This window comes from Aneurinibacillus sp. Ricciae_BoGa-3, from assembly GCF_028421645.1.
GTDB lineage: Bacteria > Bacillota > Bacilli > Aneurinibacillales > Aneurinibacillaceae > Aneurinibacillus_B.
The window spans coordinates 4,020,057-4,039,997 of record NZ_CP116887.1 but is presented as its reverse complement, the minus strand read 5'-3'; the positions used below and the strand labels follow the sequence as shown (position 1 = coordinate 4,039,997).

18 protein-coding genes are annotated in these 19,941 nt (G+C 46.8%); 15 read left to right on the top strand and 3 right to left on the bottom strand.

Going from position 1 to position 19,941, the window contains the following annotated elements; all coding sequences use genetic code 11:
- Window positions 1-34 precede the first annotated feature (34 nt).
- Complete coding sequence (locus PP175_RS20510; RefSeq protein WP_272440086.1) at window positions 35-469, top strand: DUF948 domain-containing protein; 435 nt, start codon at window positions 35-37, stop codon at window positions 467-469.
- Window positions 456-797, top strand: coding sequence for a DUF5665 domain-containing protein (locus PP175_RS20505; RefSeq protein WP_272440085.1), 342 nt, complete (start codon window positions 456-458; stop codon window positions 795-797). The genes PP175_RS20510 and PP175_RS20505 overlap by 14 nt, the downstream gene beginning before the upstream one ends.
- A gap of 173 nt (window positions 798-970) precedes the next feature.
- On the opposite strand, the gene PP175_RS20500 is transcribed toward PP175_RS20505, so the two are convergent.
- A complete protein-coding gene (locus PP175_RS20500) occupies window positions 971-1,966 on the bottom strand; it encodes an alpha/beta fold hydrolase (protein ID WP_272440084.1) in 996 nt (331 codons plus the stop codon).
- Between the two features lie 184 nt (window positions 1,967-2,150).
- Here PP175_RS20500 and racE point away from each other — a divergent pair, with 184 nt between their 5' ends.
- From racE to yihA, 11 genes are all read left to right on the top strand, one after another.
- Window positions 2,151-2,951, top strand: coding sequence for a glutamate racemase (gene racE, locus PP175_RS20495; RefSeq protein ID WP_272440083.1), 801 nt, complete (start codon window positions 2,151-2,153; stop codon window positions 2,949-2,951).
- Window positions 2,952-3,034: 83 nt separating this feature from the next.
- The gene (locus PP175_RS20490; RefSeq protein WP_272440082.1) at window positions 3,035-4,099 is read left to right on the top strand and encodes a GerMN domain-containing protein; all 1,065 of its coding nucleotides are present in this window, start codon (window positions 3,035-3,037) and stop codon (window positions 4,097-4,099) included.
- A 128-nt stretch (window positions 4,100-4,227) separates the two neighbouring features.
- On the top strand, window positions 4,228-4,983 hold the full coding sequence (gene rph, locus PP175_RS20485; RefSeq protein WP_272440081.1) for a ribonuclease PH: 756 nt from the start codon (window positions 4,228-4,230) through the stop codon (window positions 4,981-4,983).
- Window positions 4,984-4,990: 7 nt separating this feature from the next.
- Entirely contained in the window at window positions 4,991-5,602 is a 612-nt protein-coding gene (locus PP175_RS20480; RefSeq protein WP_272443337.1) for an XTP/dITP diphosphatase, read from the top strand.
- Window positions 5,603-5,647: 45 nt separating this feature from the next.
- The gene (locus PP175_RS20475) at window positions 5,648-6,691 is read left to right on the top strand and encodes a tetratricopeptide repeat protein (protein WP_272440080.1); all 1,044 of its coding nucleotides are present in this window, start codon (window positions 5,648-5,650) and stop codon (window positions 6,689-6,691) included.
- Between the two features lie 337 nt (window positions 6,692-7,028).
- Window positions 7,029-8,312 carry a trigger factor gene (gene tig, locus PP175_RS20470; protein WP_272440079.1) on the top strand — a complete coding sequence of 428 codons (1,284 nt, stop codon included), beginning with the start codon at window positions 7,029-7,031 and terminating at the stop codon, window positions 8,310-8,312.
- Between the two features lie 82 nt (window positions 8,313-8,394).
- Entirely contained in the window at window positions 8,395-8,985 is a 591-nt protein-coding gene (gene clpP / locus PP175_RS20465; RefSeq protein WP_272440078.1) for an ATP-dependent Clp endopeptidase proteolytic subunit ClpP, read from the top strand.
- 11 nt (window positions 8,986-8,996) lie between these two features.
- Window positions 8,997-10,268: an ATP-dependent Clp protease ATP-binding subunit ClpX gene (gene clpX, locus PP175_RS20460; protein ID WP_272440077.1), complete on the top strand. Its 1,272-nt coding sequence runs from the start codon at window positions 8,997-8,999 to the stop codon at window positions 10,266-10,268.
- Window positions 10,269-10,403: 135 nt separating this feature from the next.
- On the top strand, window positions 10,404-12,095 hold the full coding sequence (gene lonB / locus PP175_RS20455; RefSeq protein WP_272440076.1) for an ATP-dependent protease LonB: 1,692 nt from the start codon (window positions 10,404-10,406) through the stop codon (window positions 12,093-12,095).
- Between the two features lie 122 nt (window positions 12,096-12,217).
- Window positions 12,218-14,548 carry an endopeptidase La gene (gene lon, locus PP175_RS20450; RefSeq protein WP_272440075.1) on the top strand — a complete coding sequence of 777 codons (2,331 nt, stop codon included), beginning with the start codon at window positions 12,218-12,220 and terminating at the stop codon, window positions 14,546-14,548.
- Window positions 14,545-15,204 (top strand): ribosome biogenesis GTP-binding protein YihA/YsxC, encoded by a 660-nt coding sequence (gene yihA / locus PP175_RS20445; protein WP_272440074.1) that lies wholly within the window; start codon window positions 14,545-14,547, stop codon window positions 15,202-15,204. Before lon ends, yihA begins: the two co-directional genes overlap by 4 nt.
- A gap of 135 nt (window positions 15,205-15,339) precedes the next feature.
- Here yihA and PP175_RS20440 read toward each other — a convergent pair whose 3' ends face one another.
- Entirely contained in the window at window positions 15,340-15,513 is a 174-nt protein-coding gene (locus PP175_RS20440) for a hypothetical protein (protein ID WP_272440073.1), read from the bottom strand.
- Between the two features lie 65 nt (window positions 15,514-15,578).
- Entirely contained in the window at window positions 15,579-16,511 is a 933-nt protein-coding gene (locus PP175_RS20435; RefSeq protein ID WP_272440072.1) for a DMT family transporter, read from the bottom strand.
- A 159-nt stretch (window positions 16,512-16,670) separates the two neighbouring features.
- Here PP175_RS20435 and PP175_RS20430 point away from each other — a divergent pair, with 159 nt between their 5' ends.
- Window positions 16,671-18,299, top strand: a complete 1,629-nt coding sequence (locus tag PP175_RS20430) for a methyl-accepting chemotaxis protein (RefSeq protein WP_272440071.1) — start codon at window positions 16,671-16,673, stop codon at window positions 18,297-18,299.
- Between the two features lie 90 nt (window positions 18,300-18,389).
- A complete protein-coding gene (ppx, locus tag PP175_RS20425; protein ID WP_272440070.1) occupies window positions 18,390-19,925 on the top strand; it encodes an exopolyphosphatase in 1,536 nt (511 codons plus the stop codon).
- The last annotated feature ends 16 nt before the right edge of the window (window positions 19,926-19,941 follow it).

Here is a 19,941-nt window from a genome sequence, read left to right as displayed (position 1 = left end):
GGAAAACCAAACACCTTACAAGGAGGGATCGTAGATGCAGACAGCTATTATTATGGGTGTCATTGTCGTTGCATTTGCTATAGCGGCAATTGCGGTGATGCTCGTTTTATTCTTCCGCAATCTAAATGACCTGATCAAGCAGACCGATACAACTATCGCCCACCTTCAGATGAATGTCGACCAGATTATCGCCCGGGTGGACGTATCCCTTGAGGACCTGAATTCGATATCAAAAGATTTAACATTTAAAATGGACAAGCTTGACAGCACATTTGAAGCGGTGGATTCGATTGGACAGGGTGTGACCTCGTTATCAAACCATGTTCAGGATAAAGTGTCTGTTCCGCCCCGCTGGGCTGATCAAGTGTTAGAAATACTCACGGCAGGGTTCAGCGTCTATAAAGGCTTTAACGATATAAAATCCAAGTATACATCTGAGGGAAGGGGGCGCCAGCATGCCAAAGTCTAAAGTTAGCGCTGGGGCTCCGTCTTCCCCGTCCTCCTCGGATTCACCGCACGTGGAAAGCAGGTATAAAGAGCGGTTAAACTGGCTTTCAGCCCGGACAGAAAAATCCAGGATCACCGACTTCATCGAGAACTACCAGAACCCGAAGAGGGTGATTTGGATAAACATACTGGCTGGTGTATCTCGTGGTGTTGGCCTTACAATCGGCACCGCGCTTATCATCGCGCTTGTCGTGTATGTATTAAGTTTATTTGTTTCGATGCCGCTCGTTGGCAAGTATATCGCGCAGCTCTTGGATTGGGTTAACGCATTTAAAAATACCCGAGGGTAAAAAGCCGGCCTGACCGGCTTTTTTTAGTGGATAGGAAAGAATATATTTTCCTATCCACATAAGTGCAACTAAGGCTATCGCTTTCGCCTGCGGCTCAGCGCTAGCCAAGTTTTCTAATAGTCGGAAAAGACTCCCGGGCGAGCCCGGAAGTCTTCTGTATGGTTAGCCTGCCATTAGGCCCTTGCGTGCATTCCACTTGATATGTCTTTAACATGCAAGTCACGCAAACCGGAAAATTCCTGAACAAGCCAGCTGTTAAATTCACCCGGGCACTCTTCGTGCGGGTGAGAGCCGCATTTTTCTAACGTTATTGCCTGTGATTGGCGATCTGCGAATGAAAAGTCCTTATATCTGTTAGCTGGGACAGAACTGTATTCGCCAGTAACCAGCAACAGCGGGTGCTGAATAGAATGAAGAATTGATTCGTAATTCTCCTTTAGTTTGCCGGATCTGTATGCCATAGGCGCTTTATAGGCATTTGGTCCGCCGCTTAAGCTTGAATGGAAGGCGCGGTCCTGCATCTCGCGGTTTACAATATCCCGATGATACTTACTCTGCAGCTGTTTTTTCAAAGCAGGCTTCTGGGTGGACAGATGGTACATCGTATTACCGATTACCGGCAGATTTAAAATCTTTTCCGATAACTTTCCTGTAAAAGGCAGCCTTTCTCCTGCATGCTTGTCCATGAGCGGGCTGATTAAGCAGACTTTTTGGAAAAGCACTGGCTTTTTTTCAAGCGCCTGTAAAACAAACGGGATGCTGGCCGGGCTGACTACCACGTTTGCATAGTCCTTGACTACATCCTCGATAAAACCAATTAGCATATCGCTGAATAAGTCGGTTGTATACGATAAAGCTGGCTTTTCTGAATTCCCATAGCCAAGTAAATCGAGATTAAAAACCCGGAAATGTTCGGTTAACGGAGCAAAGTTTGCGCGCCATTCGTAAGAAGATGTTCCTGGCTCCAGCCCATGGATAAATACCAGCGAATCACCTGCTCCTTTGCGTATATAATGGATATCGCCAAAGCGCGAATGATAGACTCGTTCAATTGCCTCAAATGCATCAGGCATTCTTCTCGCTCTCATCTGGTTCGCCTTTGTAAAAAGGACTGGAAGCGTCGCGACTACAACACCTATTGCCAGCCCTTTTACTACTTTACTGGCCATCCCGGCATTCCCTCCTTTATAAGGTAGTTAAAACATAGTAACCATTACCACAGCCAGGGTAAGCTCAAACGGCCAAGCTCATGAGCTAAGCTTGTGAAAATAGCATCTTGCAATTCAGTAGGGAAACACGCAATATCATAAAGTGTGTGCGCGTTTAAACTAGAAGGCAAAAGGAAGCGAAATAATGAAACAAGGTATAGGCATTATCGATTCGGGGGTAGGCGGATTAACCGTTGCAAAGGAAGTCATCCGCCAGCTGCCCAGAGAAGATATTGTATATTTTGGGGATACGGCCAGGTGTCCGTATGGACCGCGGCCATATCAAGAAATTCGGGAATTTTCCCTGCAGATGATCGATTTTCTTCTGCTGAAATCTATAAAAGCACTGGTCATTGGCTGTAATACAGCAGCCGCCGTTGTTCTTGCCGAGGTGAGTGAGAAACTTGAGATTCCGGTTGTGGGTGTTATTGATCCGGGGGCAAGAACCGCTTTAAAAGAGACGAAGACGGGGAAAATTGCGGTTATCGGAACGAAGGGAACGATAGCCAGCGGTGCATACGAAAAAGCGTTAAAACGGTTAAATCCAAAGGCAAACGTCGTTAGCCTTGCGTGCCCCACTCTGGTTCCACTTGTAGAAAGCGGCCGATCGCATGACCCGGGTGGCGCTGAAATTGTACGTGAAGCGCTCGCTCCGCTTGCCGGAGAAGAATTTGATACGCTCATTCTGGGCTGTACGCATTATCCGCTCATCTCGCATTTTATCCAGGAAACAGTCGGTCCAGATGTTCGGTTAATCAGTTCCGCAGAAGAAGCCGCCCGTGAACTTAGTGTCGTTCTTGCTTACCGCAATCTGCTCGCTAACGGGGGAGATGTGGTGGATACGACGCACCATTTTTATACGAGTGGGGATCGCGAGTTATTTTCCGAGATTGCGCAGCAATGGCTCGGTGTTGAAGTGGCAGCTGAACGGGTTTCGCTGGAATAAAAGGGGGCCTTCGGACAAAGTATGTATAATTCCAAATCAGGCTCGTATACATAGTACAAACCAGAGACTGAGGAGGAATACGCATGTCACAAAAAATAATGATTACCGGAGCACTCATAGGCCTTTTAGTATTAAGCGGCTGCAGCATGTTCGGCCCAAACGATGTGTCAAGCACGCAACAAATTGATCCGCCGAAGTTGGACTCCCAGCCCGCGGGAAGTGAAAAGGTAACGGCGAATGGCCAGCCTCTGACAGACGTATCCGGCAAAACAGCTAAAGCAGAGGCCAAAACAATGATACAAAAGCTCTATGTAGTCGACACAGACGGTTATGTGGTACCCTGGGAAATGGAGTTTCCCAAAACACAGGGAATGGCCAAGCAGGTACTCAGCTATATGGTAAAAGGAAGCCAGGGGGAAAAAATGCTTCCTAAAGGGTTGCATGCTGTCCTTCCGCAGGGTACCAAGATAATTGGAATGACCATCAAGAATGGCGTGGCAACGGTCGATTTTTCTCCGGAATTTAAAAATTATAAAGCGGAGGACGAACAAAAAATAATTGATGCAATAACATGGACGCTCACGGAGTTCGATTCTGTAAAAGAAGTAAACATTCGGATTAACGGCCATGATCAAGAAGTAATGCCTGTCAAAGGAACACCTATCTCTCATTTGAGCCGTAAAAATGGAATTAATCTGGAACTTGCAGATAATGTGAAGATCGGGCAGACAACCCCGGTTACCCTTTATTTTGAAGGCCAGTTGCCGAATGATAAAACCTACTTCGTGCCTGTTACAAGACTCGTAACGGAGAAGGGAACCAAGGCTGAAACGGTTGTAAAAGAATTGGTGCGGGGGCCGCGCCAGGGATCTACCCTCGTATCTTCTATTCTGCCATCAGTTGGTGTCCTCAGCGTGAAAGAGAAGAACAATGTAGTCGTTGCGGACTTCGACAAACAACTTATCGCTTATAATCAGGGTGAGGCAAACCCGGATGCTATGACAGCTATTGTCCTTTCCTTAACAGAAAATACTGGCGCCAAGAAGGTACAAATCATGGTAGATGGAAAAAGCAAACTCAAAGCAGGAAACATGGATTATTCAAAACCTGTTTCAAAACCTGCCGTCTATAATACCCGGGCTTATTAAATCAAAGAGGTGAGTTTCTCACCTTTTTTTCTTTCCTTCTGATTGCCAATTAGGGTTGGCAAGCAATTGCATTTTTCTGCCAGTGATGTGCTATAATAAGCCAGATAAAGTCGTGGAGGTGCTTAAGTATGAGAATCGATAACCGGGAGAATAACCAGATTCGGCCCGTTAAAATTAACATGAACTATATCAAGCATGCCGAAGGTTCATTATTAATTGAGGTGGGCGATACCCGGGTTATTTGTACCGCGACTGTAGAAGAAAAGGTTCCGCCTTTTATGCGGGGCCAGGGAAAAGGCTGGGTGACAGCTGAGTACTCAATGCTTCCAAGGGCAACCCAGACCCGGAATGTGCGTGAATCAAGCCGGGGTAAGATTGGGGGCAGGACGATGGAGATCCAGCGGTTAATCGGCAGGGCCCTTCGTTCGGTCGTTGATCTTCAAGCACTGGGTGAACGAACGATCTGGATTGATTGTGATGTTATTCAAGCCGATGGTGGGACAAGAACGGCTTCGATAACAGGTGGATATGTAGCAATGTTGGCTGCAATGGGTAAGTTAATGGAGAGCAAGCCACTGCCTAAGATTCCTGTAACCGATTTTCTGGCTGCCACAAGCGTTGGCGTCGTAGATGAAGAACTGCGCCTTGACCTCTGCTATGAGGAAGATTCCCGGGCAAAGGTGGATATGAATGTCGTGATGACCGGAAACGGTAAATATGTGGAATTACAGGGAACCGGCGAAGAATCGCCCTTCAGTGCAGAAGAATTAAGCGGGCTGCTGCAGCTTGCCAATAAAGGAATTCATGAATTGATCGAACTGCAGCAGGAAGCGCTGGGCGAGCTTGCTGTTCAAGTGAGAAAAAGAAAGGAGGACATGATGTAGAGTGGATATCTCGTTGTTTCCCTGGAAACAAATTGTGTTTGCCACGCGTAACAAGGGTAAAGTGCGTGAATTCTCGCAAATGTTTGACGCATATCAGGTGGAAGTGAAGACGGTGGAAGACTTTCCGGGTCTGCCCGAGGTTGTCGAGGACGGCGAAACATTCGAAGCGAACGCAGTCAAAAAGGCAGAGACCATCTGCCGTGAGACCGGCATTCCCGCGCTTGCAGATGATTCAGGTTTAGAAGTAGATGCCCTGGAAGGCAAACCTGGTGTATACTCCGCCCGGTTTGCCGGTGAGCATGGAGATGACCAGGCGAACAACGCCAAACTGGTCGCTCTGATGCGGGATATTCCCGCGGGAGAGCGGGCAGCAAGGTTTGTTTCTGTACTTGCGCTGGCAATTCCTGACGGCGAGACGCTTGTGGCCCGGGGAACGTGTGAAGGAGAAATCGTACTCCTTCCAGCCGGCAGCAACGGATTCGGCTATGATCCGTACTTTTTCCTGCCTGAACAGGAAAGAACGATGGCTGAGCTGGAGCCTGAAGAGAAAAATGCGATTAGCCACCGGGGGAACGCCATGCGCAAGCTTCATGCGATTCTTCAGGAGCGGTATAGATAAATTTTGCAGCCTATTTTCGCACATGAGGCAGAAGGGAGGTTCGTTATGGAAAAAAAACACGGGAGCAAGGTGGTGCTGCTCCCGACCGTGATTGATGGCTATTTGGAAAAAGCTTTCCTGGCGCGGGGAAGCGGGGAGTTTAACCAGGCACTGGATTTTTTGAAACAAATTTTGCGCTTTGATCCTGACCATCCAACCGCCCTGTTCGCAGTGGCGCTTACTCTCTATGAGGCCAAGCGTTTTGTAGAGGCTTGCGAAATTGCCTGCAGGATGTGGACACAAGGATTGGGAGACAGAACAGCCGTCGTTAGGCTTTATCTGTCCAGTTTGATTCAGATGGAAGATTTCGCGACTGTAAGCCGTGTACTGGCTGAGGCGCAGGAGGAAGCCGGTGTGGAAATCACACAGGATTTGCTGGAGATTAAAGAAGCCTGTGATATGCTGCGTGACTCGGCAGATGAAGGAGACATCGAGTTATCGCGCGAGAGTGTATTGGATAAGATAGAGAAAGACCCCAATTACGCATCCCATCTGTACAGCCAGTTAGATTCCGGCTCTTTCGAAGAGCAGCTGAGCGCCATTGAACAGATGAAATACATACATACGCAGGAAACGGTATCTGTGCTGAAGGAATATCTTCTGCTAGTGGACCCTGACCCGCTGCTCAAAACATTCGCTGTTCGGGCATTAAAAGACATGGGTGAAAAGGGTCTGGTGTTTATACATAAATTTAGCAAGATTTACGAAACCAATATTGAAGATGTACCGCTACATGATAAAGAATTTCCTGAAAATGAACAACGCGTGATTGAAATGGTAAGCCGGATCGGTGGAAACTACGATGCTTCTTTTCCGCCATTTGCTATCCAGCTGTGGATGGAGTATCTTTTTTCGATTTTTCCGCTTCATCCCCCGGTCAAGAATGCTGCGGCGTGGGCTGCGGCTCTGCACTATGCTACGGCAAGGCTTCTGTACATAAAAGCTTCCCGGAAAGAAATCGCTTCTATTTATGAAGTGGGCATTTCTTCACTCAGCCGCAATTACAGGCATTTAAATGATATTTTGGAGTTCGAAATGAGAACGCCGTAAAAGGGCAAATTTTCATTTTTCTCATGAGTTGAAATGGAGTTTGGTTATGATATAATATAATGGCTATAAAGGTACTTAAAGTATGCCCATTTTTAACTACGGATGTATGATTGCCTTTTACAAAGCATGTAAAGCCAAATGTAAAGATCGGTAGCAATAGTTTGGTAGCATCTTCTCTCACGTTATTGTAAGATGCTGCGTTTTCATACATATCCGATCGTGTACCGTTGACGAACGGGAAACCAACCTGTGGAAACTGTAAGTTCGGAATCGGCGAAGCAGGAATCCATAAATTCATATTGGACATCGTCAAATTCTTAGGAGGGGAAAGCATAAAATGAAGGCAACTTGGGAAAAGTTAGAAAATAATCAAGGAGTTCTTACCGTTGAAGTAGAAGAAGGTAAAGTAGACAAAGCTATTGATCAGGCTTTTACAAAAGTAGTAAAGCAAGTGAATCTTCCTGGTTTCCGCAAAGGCAGAGTGCCTCGCAAAATTTTCGAAGCTCGTTTTGGTGTCGAATCTCTGTATCAGGATGCACTGGATATCCTTCTTCCAGAGGCCTATTCTGAAGCTGTCAACCAAACAGGCATTGATCCCGTTGATCGTCCGGAAGTAGATGTTGAGAACATTGAAAAAGGACAACCACTTGTCTTCAAAGCAACTGTAACGGTTAAACCTGAAGTGAAGCTTGGCGAGTACAAAGGATTAACGGTTGAACCTAAGGATTTCTCTGTAACGGATGAATCGATTCAGGAAGAACTGAAAACGATGCAGGATCGCAACGCTGAATTAGTAGTAGAAGAAGACGGCGCTATCGAAAACGGCGACTTCGCAATCATCGATTTTGAAGGATCCGTGAATGGTGAAACTTTTGAAGGCGGCCAAGCTGAGAACTATCAGCTGGAAATCGGATCTGGCACCTTCATCCCAGGTTTTGAAGAGCAGCTTCTTGGGAAGAAAAAAGGTGAAGAGTTAGAGGTTAACGTGACATTCCCTGAAGAATATCACGCTGCTGAACTCGCAGGAAAGCCGGCCGTATTTAAGGTAAAAATCAACGAAATTAAGCGGAAAAACCTTCCTGAGCTTGACGATGAATTCGCGAAAGATGTTAGCGAATTTGATACACTTGATGAGCTCAAAGCTGACATTAAAGCGAAGCTTGAAGAGAAAGCAAAGACTGACGCTGAGAATTATAAGAAAGAAGCGCTTATTGAACAGGCGACAGCAAACGCGACTATTGACATTCCCGAAGTTATGGTCGAACATGAAGTTAATCACATGGTTGATGATTTCTCTCAGCGCCTTCAGTACCAGGGGATGAACCTTGATCTGTACTACCAGTTTACGGGTCTGGATGAAGAAAAACTTCGTGAGCAGTTCCAGGCTGACGCTGAAAAACGCGTTCGCACTACACTTACACTCGAAGCTATCGGCAAGGATGCTGGTATTGAAGTAACGGATGAAGAAGTGAATGAAGAGTTAAGCCAGCTTGCTGAGCAGTACAATCGTCCGGTTGAAGAACTGCGCCGCATTTTTGAAGCGCAGGGCAACCTGGAAACACTGCAGAACGATATCCGTATCCGCAAAACAATCGATCTGCTTGTTGAGAACAGCAAGTAAGCATTTCATAATGAAACGGTGAAGTAAGGCACGAAGATTTGTTCGTGCCTTGTTTTTCAACCGAGAAAAGGGAGGTTTATGAATGTCTGTTATACCTTATGTTGTTGAAACAACTAACAGGGGAGAACGCGCATATGATATTTATTCCCGTCTGTTAAAAGATCGTATTATTTTACTGGGATCCGAAATTGACGACAATGTTGCGAACGCCGTTGTGGCCCAGCTCCTCTTTTTAGCAGCAGAGGATTCTGAAAAGGATATCAGCCTATACATAAATTCTCCCGGCGGGTCTGTCACGGCCGGCATGGCGATTTATGATACGATGCAATTTATTAAGCCGGATGTTTCCACTATCTGCATAGGTATGGCTGCCAGTATGGGATCATTCCTGCTGATGGCTGGTGCCAAGGGAAAACGTTATGCGCTTCCGCACAGTGAAGTGATGATTCACCAGCCTTTAGGTGGGGTGAGAGGCCAAGCAGCAGATATTAAAATCCATGCTGAGTGGATACTCAGAACAAAGCAAACTTTGAACAGGATCTATGCGGAGCGTACGGGGCAGCCTATTGAGCGCATTGAGCGTGACACGGACCGTGATAATTTTATGAGTGCCCTTGAAGCAAAAGAATACGGGTTAATTGACGAAGTCATCACCCGTAATGACCAAAAGTAAGGGGTGATTTCATGTTTAAATTTAACGATGAAAAAGGCCAGCTGAAATGTTCCTTCTGTGGCAAATCCCAGGATCAGGTCCGTAAACTTGTGGCCGGTCCCGGTGTATATATTTGTGATGAGTGCATTGAACTGTGTACGGAAATCGTAGAAGAGGAGCTTGGCACGGAAGAAGAGGTTGATCTTAAAGAGATTCCAAAGCCAAACGAAATCCGCAGCTTTCTTGATGATTATGTGATTGGGCAGGATGCTGCTAAGAAGTCGCTCTCTGTTGCTGTGTACAATCACTATAAGCGCATCAACACGGGTGCTAAAATTGACGATGTTGAGCTGGCGAAGAGCAATATTCTAATGCTGGGGCCTACAGGCAGCGGTAAAACACTGCTTGCCCAAACACTCGCCCGGATTTTGAATGTACCTTTTGCTATAGCCGACGCTACATCTTTAACGGAAGCGGGTTATGTCGGGGAAGACGTAGAGAATATTCTGTTAAAGCTTATCCAGGCTGCCGATTATGATGTAGAAAAAGCTGAGCGAGGCATTATCTACATTGATGAAATCGACAAAGTTGCGCGTAAGTCCGAGAATCCTTCGATTACGCGTGATGTATCGGGTGAAGGCGTACAGCAGGCCCTCCTCAAGATTCTGGAAGGAACAGTTGCCAGCGTTCCGCCGCAGGGCGGGCGCAAACATCCGCATCAGGAGTTCATTCAAATTGATACGTCCAATATTCTCTTTATTGTCGGCGGTGCCTTCGATGGCATTGAACAGTTAATCAAACGCCGCATCGGCAAAAAAGTAATTGGATTTGGTTCGGATTTAGAAGCGATTGGCCGCGATTTAAAACCCGGCGAGTACTTGCAGAAGGTGCTGCCGGAAGACCTGCTTAAATTCGGCCTCATCCCGGAATTTGTTGGCCGTCTTCCTGTTATTACAACACTTGAACCGCTGGATGAAGCGGCGCTGGTGCGTATTCTTACGGAGCCTAAGAATGCCCTCGTTAAACAGTACCAAAAACTGCTTGAAATGGATGATGCGGAACTTTCATTTACCGATGGAGCCCTTCACGAGATTGCGAAAGAGGCGATTAAACGCAATACGGGTGCACGCGGCCTGCGTTCCATCATTGAAAGCATCATGCTTGATATTATGTTTGAACTTCCATCCCGCAAAGATGTTGTGAAATGCATCATCACAGAGGAAGCCGTTAAACAGAAATCAAGTCCTGAACTATACACCGATAATGGTAAATTAATCGATGTAAGCAAGCCGGAAAGCGCATAGATTGTTCCCTTGAGAGGAGACGCCCTTAGCGTCTCCTCTTTTTGTTTATTCAGGATTACGTTCGGTAATAATACTTCCTAAGTGACAAAAAGAGGTGCTCGTTATGCATCCTCTATTATAGGAGGGGTACATAAGATGAATTGGACGTTTTTACTTACACTGGTTCAAGTATTTTTTGCGGTGGTAATTGGACTGTACTTCTGGAATTTATTGAAAAACCAGAGGAGCAGTCGATCAACAGTTGACCGGGAATCACGAAAAGAGTTGGAACAGCTAAGAAAGATGCGTTCGATATCATTAAGTGAGCCGCTCTCAGAAAAAACCCGGCCAGCTGTGCTGTCTGATCTCGTAGGACAGGAAGACGGAATTCGCGCGCTGCGCGCGGCATTATGCGGACCGAATCCCCAGCATGTGATTATTTACGGTCCGCCCGGCGTAGGAAAGACAGCTGCGGCCCGCGTGATACTAGAAGAGGCTAAGAAGAGTGTGACTTCACCTTTCAAAAGTAGTGCGCAGTTCACTGAACTTGATGCGACTACAGCCCGCTTCGATGAGCGTGGAATCGCGGATCCGTTAATCGGTTCAGTTCATGACCCCATTTATCAGGGGGCAGGTGCTATGGGACAGGCGGGCATTCCCCAGCCTAAACCTGGTGCGGTTACGAAGGCGCATGGCGGTATGCTTTTTATTGATGAGATTGGTGAACTGCATCCCATTCAGTTAAATAAGCTTTTGAAAGTTTTAGAGGATCGAAAAGTTTTTCTGGAAAGCGCTTATTATAGTGAGGAAAACCAGCAAATTCCCCGGCATATCCATGATATTTTTCAAAATGGCCTCCCGGCGGATTTTCGGTTGGTAGGTGCAACTACGCGTACACCGGATGAACTACCGCCGGCGCTTAGGTCCCGCTGTCTGGAAATTTATTTCCGTTCCTTGACACAGCAAGAGGTATTTCGCATTGCCACTACTGCCGTTTCGAAGATGAAGATGGCGATCGAAGATGGAGCGATTGAATTTTTAACACGTTATGCAACGAATGGCCGGGAAGCGGTTAATATGGTGCAGATTGCTGCCGGACTCGCCATCACAGAAGAACGGAACAAAATCCTCAAAGCGGATGTTGAGTGGGTTGTAAACAGCAGCCAGAAGTCTCCGCGTCCGGATAAGAAAGTGATAGGGACATCCCTTGTTGGCCTGGTAAACGGTCTAGCTGTATATGGCCCTAATATGGGAGCCCTGCTGGAGATTGAGGTTACCGCGTCGAAAGCGGAAAAGGGAACGGGAACTTTCATTATTACCGGTGTGGTAGAGGAAGAAGAAACCGGCGGAAGAGGCAGGACGCTTCGACGCAGATCCATGGCGCGCAGTTCGCTTGATAATGTGCTTACTGTGCTCCGCTTGAAAGGCATTCCGACCTCAGACTACAATCTCCATGTCAATTTTCCGGGAGGTGGGCCTGTAGATGGACCGTCAGCGGGAATTGCAATGGCCACCGCGATTTACTCTGCGATCCATAGTATACCAATCGACAATTATGTCGCGATGACCGGAGAGATTGGCCTATCTGGCGCGGTTAAACCGATTGGTGGCGTGGTAGCTAAAGTAGAGGCTGCCAAAAGCTCCGGCGTAAAAAAAGTGCTCATCCCCCAAGAAAACTGGCAGGATATTTTTAATGGGATTGAGGGCATTGAAGTGATTGCCGTTTCACATATCGATGAAGTGATGGAGCATGCTTTAGTGAAGGAAGAAAAAATGAATCCGCTTGAGCAGACCTTGATTAAAGCCAGTGAATTACTAAATCCGGCCCCTTCCTCTATCCAGGCGTAAAAAGCTTTGGATTGTGTTGATGGATTAGACAAGGAAGTTCAGTTAGGCTAAAATTAAATGAAGAAAAACCTTGTACTGGTAACCATTTCATATAGGGCTACAGGGGACATGGAGGTATACAAATGGGAATGAATGAAAAAGAGAGACAAATCCCTCTTCTTCCGTTGCGGGGGCTGCTCGTTTTTCCCACAATGGTACTGCATCTTGACGTGGGAAGACAGAAATCCGTTAAAGCGCTTGAAAAAGCAATGGTAGATGATAACCTCATCCTTCTGTCTACACAGGAAGAAGTAAACATTGAGGAACCAGATAAAGAGCAGATTTTTGAAATCGGTACAGTTGCAAAAGTCAAGCAAATGCTTAAACTGCCAAACGGAACAATCCGCGTGCTAGTCGAGGGATTGACCCGTGCAAAAATAGAACATTTCCTGCAGGAAGAAGAGTATTTTGAAGTGCAAATCTCCTTCCTCGAAGATGAACAGGGAGCAGGACCGGAACTAGAAGCGCTTATGCGCACGGTGCTTGCAAACTTCGAGCAGTACATTAATCTTTCAAAAAAAATTGTACCGGAGACATTTGCTGCTGTTGCGGACATTAACCAGCCCGGCAGGCTCGCGGATATTATCACTTCGCACCTCCCACTGAAAATCCGAGACAAGCAGGATATACTTGAAACCGTTCCGGTACAACAGCGCTTGGAAAAGTTGCTCGATATTCTGAACAACGAGCGCGAAGTTCTTGAATTAGAGCGTAAAATTGGCCAGCGTGTGAAGAAACAAATGGAAAAGACGCAGAAGGAATACTACCTGCGAGAACAAATGAAAGCCATTCAAAAGGAACTTGGCGATAAAGAAGGGCGCGCAGGCGAAGCGGACGAACTTCGCAGAAAGCTTGCTGAATCAGATGCTCCGCCCAATATTGTGGAAAAAGTCGAGCGGGAAATCGAACGCCTTGAGAAGATGCCTTCCACAAGCGCGGAAGGAAGCGTTATTCGAACCTATATCGATTGGCTGCTGAGCTTGCCCTGGACCAAACGCACAGAGGACAATCTCGATATTCATAATGCAGAGCGCGTGTTAGACGAAGACCATTACGGACTAGAGAAAGCAAAAGAGCGTGTTCTTGAGTATCTTGCTGTCCAGAAACTGGTCAATAAGCTCAAGGGACCTATTCTCTGTCTGGTTGGACCGCCAGGCGTAGGTAAAACCTCGCTTGCCCGTTCCGTGGCCCGCGCTTTAAATCGGGAGTTTGTGCGCATATCGCTCGGCGGCGTAAGGGATGAAGCTGAAATCCGCGGACACCGCCGGACGTATGTAGGCGCGATGCCGGGCCGGATTATCCAGGGGATGAAAACAGCTGGAACTGTCAATCCGGTGTTCCTGCTTGATGAGATCGATAAAATGTCCAATGATTTTCGGGGAGATCCGGGTGCCGCACTTCTGGAAGTGCTCGATCCCAATCAAAACGATACGTTTAGCGACCATTATATTGAAGAATCGTATGATCTTTCTTCGGTTATGTTTATTACGACCGCCAATGCGGTTCATAATATTCCCCGCCCATTGCTTGACCGGATGGAAATGCTGTATATCCCAGGCTATACGGAGATTGAAAAGCTCCACATCTGCCAGGATTACCTTCTCCCAAAACAAATGAAAGAGCATGGACTGGATAAAGACCGCCTTCGCGTTCAGGAAAAAGCGCTTCTTAAAGTTGTGCGCCAGTATACCCGTGAAGCGGGTGTACGCAATCTCAACCGCATGATGGAAACGATCAGCCGGAAAGCTGCACGCCGCATTGTCTCAGGGGATAAGAAAAAGGTAGTCGTTACCGAAAAGACACTGGAAGAAATGCTGGGTAAGCCTAAATTCCGATTTGGTGTGGCTGAAACGGAAGACCAGGTAGGAGCGGTGACGGGTCTTGCGTGGACGGAAGCAGGTGGCGATACGCTGACCATTGAAGTTTCCGTAGTTCCTGGCAAAGGCAAGCTGACCCTGACAGGAAAGCTCGGCGATGTGATGAAGGAATCGGCTCAGGCGGCATTCAGCTATATTCGCTCCCGCGCAGGTGAATTCGGAATTGACCCGGATTTCCATGAGAAAAATGATATTCATATCCACGTTCCAGAAGGCGCCATTCCTAAAGATGGCCCATCTGCAGGAATTACGATGGCAACTGCGCTTGTTTCTGCATTAAGCGGCATTCCTGTCTCCCGCGAAGTAGGCATGACCGGCGAAATTACGTTGCGCGGCCGGGTGCTCCCGATCGGCGGCTTGAAAGAAAAAGCGCTGGCGGCGCACAGAGCAGGCCTGAAAAAGATTATCATCCCGCATGATAACGAAAAAGACATTGAAGATATTCCCGAAAGTGTTCGCGCTGATTTGAAATTTATTCCTGTGGAACATTTGGATCAGGTGCTGGATACCGCGCTCCTAAAGGTGGCTTCCCAATGAAAGTAACGCAAGCTGAGTTTGTCATTAGCGCGGTGTCACCCAAGCAGTATCCGCCCGGCAATATTCCAGAAGTCGCTCTTGCCGGGCGATCCAATGTAGGAAAATCATCCTTTATTAATAAGATGATCAACCGAAAAAATCTCGCCCGTACCTCTTCCAAACCCGGGAAGACCCAGACATTGAACTATTACTTAATTAATAACGAGCTATTTTTTGTAGACCTTCCGGGGTATGGGTACGCCAAAGTTTCCAAAACCGAAAAGGCCAAATGGGGTCCCATGATGGACCAATATTTACAGGAACGTGAACCGCTGAAGGCTGTGATTCTTGTTGTGGATCTTCGCCACCCGCCGACCCGCGATGACCAGGGGATGTATGATTATTTAAAGCATTATGATATACCTGTGATTGTTGCGGCCACCAAGGCGGATAAAATTCCGCGGGGAAAGTGGCAGAAGCATCTAAAGGAAGTACGGACAACTCTTCAGTTATCGAAAGAAGACTCCCTGCTGATGTTTTCGTCTGAAACCGGCATAGGGCGTGAAGAAGCCTGGAAAGAAATATGGAAATTCGTAAACGGTAAGCAAGTTGAGCAAACACAAGAAAACAGTGTCGATTCAACCGAGTCAACAGCTACTGCTGTAGAACCGGAATAATTGTCAGTAGAATGCAATCTATAGAAAAAGGAGTTCTCAGCCCTTAAGAGACTGGAACTCCTTTTTTAATCGTTTATTTCTAATCTCGAAACATTTACATGTGATTCGAGTTCACTATTTCTTGCTGTTTGTTCCTTAATACTGTGCAATTCTTCTTTGATTTCTTTTAATTCTATCTCGATATTGGATTGGCCATACTTGAGGTCTCTTAAATGCAGCCTCGATATTGTGTTGAGCACCCTTGAGGTCTTTTATGTCTTTCGCCATTACGTTTAGCTGCTGCAGTATTTGTTTTAACGTGTCCTCCATCTTCCAATCCCCCCGATTGTGTTAGGTTTATTATAACACGTCATAATAGCTTCAAGATATTTTTTTTAATTTTTTCCAATCGGAGCACTTACCTTCTCTTTTACCCTGGCAATGATTTGATCAAGAGGCAGTTCAGCAAGGATCATACCAATAAAAATGCACAGGCAGCCAGCAAGTGAGCGCCCGGTCAGGACGTCGCTGGTGAAGAAATAAGCGGTAATGGCAGCAAATACCGGCTCCATAGCAAAGATAAGTGCAACGCGTGTGGGCGTCGTAAATTTCTGGCATTCTGTCTGGGCAAGAAAAGCGAGCGCAGTCGCAGGAATGGCGGTGATGAGCAAAGCCCAGTAAACAGCCGGCGTCATCATCGCAGCTGGCTTCAAGGCAACCTGCCAATTTTCAAAGAACAGGGCCCCGATGCTGCTGAGCACAGATACAGTAAGGATCTGTACAAGTGATAGCACAAGCGACGGAAATCGCGGGGCGTACCGCCCGGTTAGAATAATTTGCAGGGCAAACGAAATCGCGCATAAGAAAACAAGAAAGTCCCCTTTGTTGATGGTTAAGGAATCACTTAAGGTCAACAGGTACAGGCCAACTGTTGCGATTAGTATTCCGGCAACCGCGGCGACTTTGGGCCGCTGTTTTAACAGGATAAACGCGAAGAGAGGAACCAGCACGACAGATAAGCCTGTGATAAATCCTGCCTTCGATGTCGTAGTATACAGCAGTCCAACTGTTTGGAACGCATAGCCGCAGAACAGCCAAAAACCAAGAATAATGCCTGCAGCTAGCAATTTTTTGCCTATTATCCGAATTTGATCCCGGTAGAACATAATTAGAAAGAGAAATAAGAATGCGCTCGCCAGAAAGAATCGAATGCCATTAAACGTAAGGGGCGGGAGCGTGCTGATTGCATTTTGGACAACCACAAAAGTAGCACCCCATATTATCGTTATAAGAAGCAGGATCAGATCCGCAACCACATTTTTTTTCACAGTAGACTATCCCTTCTTTCCGGAAGTTTTGCAAATAATTTCTATTATACGTGATATTTGTGCAAATGAAAGGAAAACAATTTTCTGAATTTAATTATGAAAATTGGCAGGTTCTTATGTGCTCATTGAAGAATTCATTCTAAGGAAGGGGGAATGCAGATGAACAGAATGTTGAAATCGCGCAGCGCACGCAGTGGACTCGCTAAAGTCCAGCGTACGGCCAAATTAATTCAGCCGCTGCTGGCTGAGCAGGATTCCATTATTAAAAATCGGGACAAGATAAGAAAATTACTTGATGAGCAACTAAAACATGACGAATATTTTGTTTTAGTAAATGAAGAAGGTTTGGGTTTGGTCCATACAAACAGGCTTCGGGAAGGCAATCTGTTTTCGGATGAAGTGGGGCTTAAATCAGCAAAAACGAACAAACCGCTCCTGCAGTTGTATCCGCGCAATACAGGTGAGCTGTTGATTGATGCCTCCTGCCCGATTATGCATGAAGCAAATGGTAAGCGCTTTAATTTACGGATGGGTCGCATTGTGCACCGGCCATTTTTAGTACCTGCCATTTTCAGTCTCGGTTTTTTGCCATCGCTTGTGGCCATGGTTGTTCTTGCCCTGCAGGGAATCAAATCAGGTGGATCCTTTCTCGCACCTGGCGTTTCGTTAATCATGGGACTCGTTGGATCTTTCCTTTTATACAGGCAGATTACAAGGCCGCTTCATGATTGGTATACAGTCACTAGGAATATATCTGCAGGAAATCTGCTTGTGGCAGCCAGAAGCATGGGAAGAAACCAGTTTGCGCAGATGGGGTATGAATTAAACAAGGTTATCATTGGTACAAGAAATATTATTCAGGACCTTGCCCAGTCTACAGGGATTACAACTACAATAAGCGAGGAACAGGCGGCTAAGGCCCAGCAGCTTGCAGGGACTTTCGAACAGCTGGCGGCTGTGACTTGCGAATTTCGAGAGGGTACGGAAACGCAGTTAGGTTCACTTGAAGAGGCTTACTCCATGACAAATCAAATGATTGATGAAGTGAGAAGAATGCAAGATACAATAAGCCAGGCTGTTTCTCTTTCCCAGAAAGCATTGGAAAATGCTAATATCGGAAAGACTGCTGTTTTGAATTCGGAAGAGCAGATGGGCAGAATCCACCAGTCTGTCGCAGGAGCTGTGAATCTTATTTTACAAGTTTCCCGCCATACGGAGGAAGTTGTCGGCAAAGTATCACTGATTACCGGGATTGCCAGACAAACCAATATGCTTGCTTTGAATGCTTCAATTGAAGCTTCGCGCGCGGGGGAAACCGGACGGGGCTTCTCCATTGTAGCCGGTGAAGTACGCAAACTTGCCGAGAATACATCTCTTTTTGCGGTGGATATTCTGCAGACGCTTGAATTTGCGCGGCAGGATGTTAAGCTTGCCGTACAAAAGGCGGAAGACAGCATGCGGGCAATCGATAAGGGCAGAGAAATTGTCAACGTGGCCGGCGGGGCGATTAGAACAATGAGCGAGGTAGCTGAGCAAACCAAAGATCAGGTGATGCTGAACCATAAGCTATGCAGCCAGATTATCGAGGAAGGGGATGAAATGTGTTCGATTCTCGGCGGCATGCAGCGGATCGCGGAGGATTTTACCGATGCTGTAACAAGGGGAGATGCTGCAATGCGCGAGCAGGTCCAGAATGTGAACGACCTCGCCCGCGGAGCTGAGAAACTGTCTGAACAGTCCACCGGCCTGCTCACCGTCGTGCAGCGTTTTAATATTGTGGATAGATAGCGTGTCAAGACGCCGCCCTATTATTTACATGAAGTTAACATTAATTGATTAAAATATAAACAAATAACATTGTTGTTAGGTTGGTACAAGATGGATAAATATTATGCAGTCATCGACATGGGATCGAACTCGGTACGCCTTGTTATCTATTACCGGGAGGATGATCGGGTTTCAACTGAAGTCGATAATTTAAAAAGCACTATCCGGTTAAGCGACTATCTGGATGAAGACTTGAATATATCAGAAAAGGGTATGGCGATAGCGATTCGTACGCTGCAGCAATTTCGCCAGCTCTGCGAGGCGCGCAACGTCACAGACGTTATCGGAGTGGCTACTGCGGCGGTCCGGAGAGCCAAAAATAAAGAGGATTTTCTAAGAAGAGTCCAACAAGAAACGGGTTTTACCTTTCGTCTTCTATCCGGTGAAGAAGAGGCTTACTATGGGTACTTCGCTGTCGTCAATACGATGCCTGTAAACGACTGCATCACAATTGATATAGGCGGGGGAAGCACCGAGGTGGTTGAAATTAAGGACCGCAAGCTGCTTAACAGCCACAGTTTTCCGTTCGGCGCAGTGACGCTCACCCGGCAGTTTTTTCGTCAGGGAGTGCCAACCCAGGTTGAAATGCAATCACTGGAAACGTACTTGCGAAAACAATTTGATACGAAAGGCTGGCTAAAGAGCGCGGGAATTCGCCTGATTGGCATGGGGGGGACAGCGCGAAATCTGGGCAAGATCCACCAGAAAATGTCCGGCTATCCTTTTCCGAGCCTGCACGGTTACGAGATGAGCCAGCAGCAGGTGAGAGATGTTTTCGCAGCCATATCACCGCTTCCCTTAAGCAGGATTAAAGCAGCAGAAGGCATGTCAGAAGAGCGGGCAGATATTATTGTTGCAGGCATTGCCATTATTAAAGTACTGCTCGAATACGCGGGCTGCAATGAATTTATCATTAGCAGCAAAGGATTAAGAGACGGGATCTGGATGGAAAAGCAGATGGGACGACACGGCAAACAGTTGCTCGATGACATCGTTCCGTATCATATGCAATCTTTTATCAGGAGCTATCGGGTCAATGAGGCACAGGCGAGCCATGTTTCCGCGCTGGCCTCCAGTTTATTTGAACAAGCCGCAGAGCTCGGGCTTCTCAAATACAATGAACAGGAGAAACAGCTGCTGTGCATTGCCGCCCAGCTTCACGATATTGGCCATACGATTAGTTTCCGGGAATCTTACAGGCATACTTTCTATCTGCTTGTGCATGTCCTTCTGCCCGGGCTCACCCAGAAGGAGCGTCTGCTTGCCGCACTGCTCGCATCATACAAGGGAACGAAAAAGATGAGGCAGCTGGCTTTGCCTTATAAATCGTTGCTTACGGAGAAAGATTTTCAGACGATTGAAAGATTGGGGCTTCTCTTACTGATGGCCTACGCTCTGGATAGAACGGCCACGCAGCAGGTCTCATCCGCCCGCTTTGTGAGAAAAGATAATGGGATTACCCTGTTATGCCGCGGCAGAGGGGAGCAGCCGCTTGAGAAGGATACGATTGAAGAATATAAAAAGAAATTTAAAAAACAATTTGACAGGCCGCTGTCGATTGAGTGGGCAGCAAGTGCAACTATATAAAATAGAGGTGCGATTA